At 74.5% G+C, this 4,733-nt stretch carries 3 protein-coding genes; all 3 read right to left on the bottom strand.

Annotation, left to right across the window (positions count from 1 at the left end):
• Nucleotides 1-65: 65 nt before the first annotated feature.
• A complete protein-coding gene (locus AB0B41_RS39905; RefSeq protein WP_358212226.1) occupies nt 66-1,433 on the bottom strand; it encodes an L-serine ammonia-lyase in 1,368 nt (455 codons plus the stop codon).
• Between the two features lie 19 nt (nt 1,434-1,452).
• Nucleotides 1,453-2,010 carry a sarcosine oxidase subunit gamma family protein gene (locus tag AB0B41_RS39910; protein ID WP_358212227.1) on the bottom strand — a complete coding sequence of 186 codons (558 nt, stop codon included), beginning with the start codon at nt 2,008-2,010 and terminating at the stop codon, nt 1,453-1,455.
• Nucleotides 2,000-4,733, bottom strand: a 2,734-nt coding sequence (locus AB0B41_RS39915; RefSeq protein WP_358212228.1) for a 2Fe-2S iron-sulfur cluster-binding protein, incomplete at its 5' end; no start/stop codon positions are given. The genes AB0B41_RS39915 and AB0B41_RS39910, both read right to left, overlap by 11 nt.

The raw sequence follows: 4,733 nt of genomic DNA on the forward strand, positions 1-4,733 counted from the left end.
CCAAGCGGCGGCCGTGCGGCCCGTTGGCGCGGCCACCCCCCCAGGCCCACTCACGACGGGCCGGCTCAGCACTCGACGACGGTGAGGGCCAGGCCGCCCCGGCTCGTCTCCTTGTACTTGGTCTTCATGTCCGCGCCGGTGATCCGCATGGTCCGGATCGCCTTGTCCAGGCTCACGTGGTGCTGCCCGTCGCCGCGCACGGCCATCCGGGCCGCGGTGATCGCCTTCATCGAGGCCACGGCGTTGCGCTCGATGCACGGGATCTGGACGAGCCCGCCGATCGGGTCGCAGGTCAGACCCAGGTTGTGCTCGATGCCGATCTCCGCGGCGTTCTCCACCTGCTCCGGGGTGCCGCCCATGACCTCGGCGAGGCCCGCGGCGGCCATCGAGCAGGCCGAGCCGACCTCGCCCTGGCAGCCGACCTCGGCGCCGGAGATGGAGGCGTTCTCCTTGAACAGCGACCCGACGGCGGCGGCCGTGAGCAGGAACCGGACCACGCCGTCGTCGGAGGACGCCTTGCAGAACCGGCGGTAGTAGTGCAGGACGGCGGGCACGATCCCGGCCGCGCCGTTGGTCGGGGCCGTGACGATCCGGCCGCCGGCCGCGTTCTCCTCGTTCACCGCCAGGGCGAAGAGGGTGACCCACTCGCCGGACTCCGCGGTGGGCTCGGCCTCCAGCGCCTCGCGCATGGCGGCCGCGCGGCGCCGGACCTTCAGCCCGCCCGGGAGGACGCCGCCGGTCGTCGAGCCCCGCTCCACGCACTCCTGCATGACCGCCCAGAGCGCGAGGAGGCCGCGCCGGACCTCGGCCTCGGGGTCGACGTCCGGGCGGAGGCGCCGCATCCGGGCGCACTCGTTGGCCAGCACGATCCCGCTGACCGGCAGCCCGGTTTCGCGGCAGCGGGCGAGCAGCTCGGCACCGGCCGCGAACGGGTACGGGACCTCGGGCTCGGGCGGCAGGAGCGCCTGCTGCGCCTCGTCGAGCACGAAGCCCCCGCCGACGGAGAAGTACTCCGCGGTCAGCAGCGCCGAGCCGGTCCCGCCGTGCGCGGTGAACCGCATCCCGTTGGGGTGGAAGGGCAGCGTCCGCCGCCGATGCAGCTCGACGTCCTCGGCGCGGAAGCCGATCTCGTGCCGGCCGAGCAGCCGCAGCCGCCCGGTACCCCAGACGTCGCCGACGGTGGGGCTGCGCGGGTCGACGGTCTCGGGCGCCTCCCCGGCCAGCCCGCGCACCACCGCCCCGACGCTGCCGTGGCCCTTCCCGGTGGCGCCGAGCGAGCCGAACAGCTCCGCCTTCACGTGCGCGACGCGGGGGAGCAGGCCCTCGCGCTCGAGCCGCCCGGCGAACCGCAGCGCCGCCCGCATCGGGCCGACCGTGTGCGAGCTCGAGGGGCCGATACCGACGCTGAACAGGTCGAACGCGGAAACCGTCACGGTTGTCGTCACCAGCTCGTCATCGAAATTCGCTCGCGGCGTCGAGCAGCCACTCCGCGAGGTAGGTCGCGAAGGAGGACCGCACGACGAGGCGGTAGTCGGACGGCCCGAGGCCGAGGAGGACGACGCCGGCCTGGCCCAGCAGGGTGACGGCCGCCGACCCGGTGCCGAAGGCGCGCGGGTGCAGGTCGACCGCGCAGCCCGTCTCCAGGACGTCCCGGGCGTGGGCGCCGCGGAGCCGGATCGTGGTGCGCTGGGCGGAGACGTCGACCCCGGTCGCCCCCGCGGTCCGGACCGCCGCCTCCAGCTCGGCCGGTGCGAGGAAGGGGCTGGTCAGCAGCCATTCGTCGGGTCCGAGCCAGATCGCGGTGACGCGCTCGCCGCCGCTCCACGCGTTCGGCCCGGGCAGCGGGCCGCCACCGACCAGCTCCTTCAGCACGGCGGGGTCCGCGGTGCGGACGTCGACCATCGAGTGGAACGGCTCGGCCAGCAGGGCCACCGAGTCCGGCAGCTCGGCGAACCGGCCGGCCCAGCCGTCGAGCGCCCCCACCGGGCGCAGGGTCGTCTCAGTGGACACTCGGCTCACCATCCCGACGGGACCCCTCGGGGTCGAACAGCACGGAACCGGTCACCTCGACGGGCACCAGCGCCCCGTCGACCGGCACGGTCAGGCGCTCGCCGATCCGCCCGTGCCCGCCCTTGACCAGGGCGAGCGCGAAGGTCCGGCCGAGCGCGGCACTGCGGTAGCTCGACGTGACGTGTCCGAGCATGGGCACCGGGGGCGGCGGTAGCGCGTCGGTCAGCTCGACGATCTGCGAGCCCTCCGGCAGCTTCAGGTCGGGATCGACCGGCAACAGGCCCACGAGCTGCTTGCGCAGCGGGTCGGCGTTGGCCGGGCGGGCGAAGGACCGCTTGCCCACGAAGTCCGGCTTCTTCTTCGACACGACCCAGTCCATGCCGAGGTCCTGCGGCGTCACTGTGCCGTCCGTGTCCTGCCCGATGATCGGGTAGCCCTTCTCGGCGCGCAGGACGTGCATCGTCTCGGTGCCGTACGGGGTGATCCCGTACGGCGCGCCGAGGTCCAGCAGGCGCCGCCAGACGGCCGCCGCGTGCCAGCCGTCGACGCTCACCTCCCAGGCCAGCTCGCCGGAGAAGCTGATGCGCGCCAAGCGAACCGGGACGCCGTCGGCCCCGTCGTCGAGCACGGTGTCGAGCCAGCTCATGAACGGGAAGGCCGCGTTCGAGACGTCGACGTGCGGGGCCAGGGCGCCGACCACGTCCCGGGACCGCGGCCCGACGACCGGGAAGGTCGCCCACTGCTCGGTCACGGAGGTCAGCGAGACCCGCAGCTCCGGCCACTCGGTCTGCAGCCACTCCTCGAGGTGGTCGAGAATCGGCGCCGCCCCGCCCGTGGTGGTCATGACGAGGAACCGGTCGTCCGCGATGCGGAGCACGGTGCCGTCGTCGATCACCATGCCGTCGAGGCCGCACATCACGCCGTAGCGGACCCGGCCGGGCTTCAGGCTCGACATCATGTTCGTGTAGATCCGGTCCAGGAAGATGCCGGCGTCGGGCCCCTGGACGTCGATCTTGCCGAGGGTGGACCCGTCGAGGATGCCGACGCCGGTGCGGGCCGCCGCGCACTCGCGCAGCACCGCGGCCTCCATGTCCTCGCCCGGCTGCGGGTAGTACCGCGGCCGCTTCCACTGGCCGACGTCCTCGAACACCGCGCCGGCCGCCACGTGCCAGCCGTGCAGCGCGGTCGTGCGCTCGGGGTCGAACAGCCGGCCGCGGTCGCGCCCGGCCAGCGCCGCGAAGGCCACCGGCGTGTACGGCGGGCGGAAGGTGGTGGTGCCCAGGGACTCCACCGGCACGCCGAGCAGCTCGGCGGTGATCCCGGAGGCGATCACGCCGGAGGTCTTGCCCTGGTCGTGCGCGGTGCCGATCGTCGTGTAGCGCTTGACGTGCTCGACCGAGCGGATACCCGCGCCGACGGCCCGCGCGATGTCCGCGACCGTCGAGTCGCGCTGCAGGTCGACGAACTGCCTCGTCCGGTCGCCCTCGGTGCGCCACAGGACCATCCCGGTGCGCGGCCGCGGTGCGGAGGCGGAGCGTGCGGAGCCGACCGTCGGCGCCGGGGTCTCGCCCTTGCCCTCCGCCAGGCAGCCGGCGAGGTCGAAGGTCCCGTTCGCCGCGCCGACGACGGTGACGCCGTCGAGCGGCTCGCCGGGCCGGAACGCGCCCAGCTCGGCGTCGTACCGCAGCGCGCCGCGGACGTGCGAGAACAGGTGGGCGGTGGGGTTCCAGCCGCCGGAGAGCAGGAGGGTGTCGCAGGGGAGTTCCTCGCCCGTGTCGAGCAGTGCTGCGCACACCTGCCCGGAGGCGTCGGCCCGCGTCCCCACCACTCGTGAGTGCGGATGGTCGCTATCACGACTATCGCCACTCACGGGGCGGGGGTCGACGACGGTCACGCGAGCGCCGGCGGCCTCGAGGTCGGCGGCGGCCCCGTAGGCGGCGTCGTCGGTCGTGAAGACGACGATCTCCCGGCCGACCAGCACGCCGTACCGGTGCAGGAGGTCGCGGGCAGAGGCGGCCAGCATGATCCCGGGGCGGTCGTTGTCCTCCACGACGATCGGCCGCTCGTGCGCCCCGGTCGCGACGACGACGTGGGCGGCCCGGATGCGCCAGACCCGCTGGCGCGAGACGTTCCGCGGAGGGTCGGCCAGGTGGTCGGTGCGACGCTCCAGGGCGAGGACGAAGCCGTCGTCGTACTGGCCGAACGCCGTGGTGCGCGGCAGGACCCGGACCTCCGGGTTCGCCCGCAGCTCGGCCATCGTGTCGGCGACGAACTCGTAGGCGCTCCGCCCGCAGATCCGCTCGGTGCCGAGCAGCGCCCCACCGGCGGCGGGCCGGTCGTCGACGAGGACGACGCGGTCGCCCCGGCGCGCGGCGGTCCGGGCGGCGAGCAGGCCGGCGGGGCCCGCGCCGATCACGAGCGTCTCGCAGTGCGTGTGCCGGCGGTCGTAGCGGGCGGTGTCGGGGACCTCGGCGAGCCGGCCGCGGCCGCTCACCCCGCGGGCGACCAGGCCGTCGACCAGCTCGATCGTGGTGGCCAGCAGCATGGGCTCGGGGAAGGGCTCCTCGATCTGGACGAGCCCGGTCGGGTCCTCGCTCCACGCGGCGGTGACGCCGCGCGGCCGGCCGAGCTTCACGCTGGTCGCGATGCGGCGGACCCCGTTCGCCAGCAGCGCCGACGCCAGGGTGTCGCCGGGGTGGCCGGTGTACTCCTGCCCGTCGAAG

Origin of the sequence: Pseudonocardia sp. NPDC049154 (assembly GCF_040648315.1) — a bacterium.
Lineage (GTDB): Bacteria > Actinomycetota > Actinomycetes > Mycobacteriales > Pseudonocardiaceae > Pseudonocardia.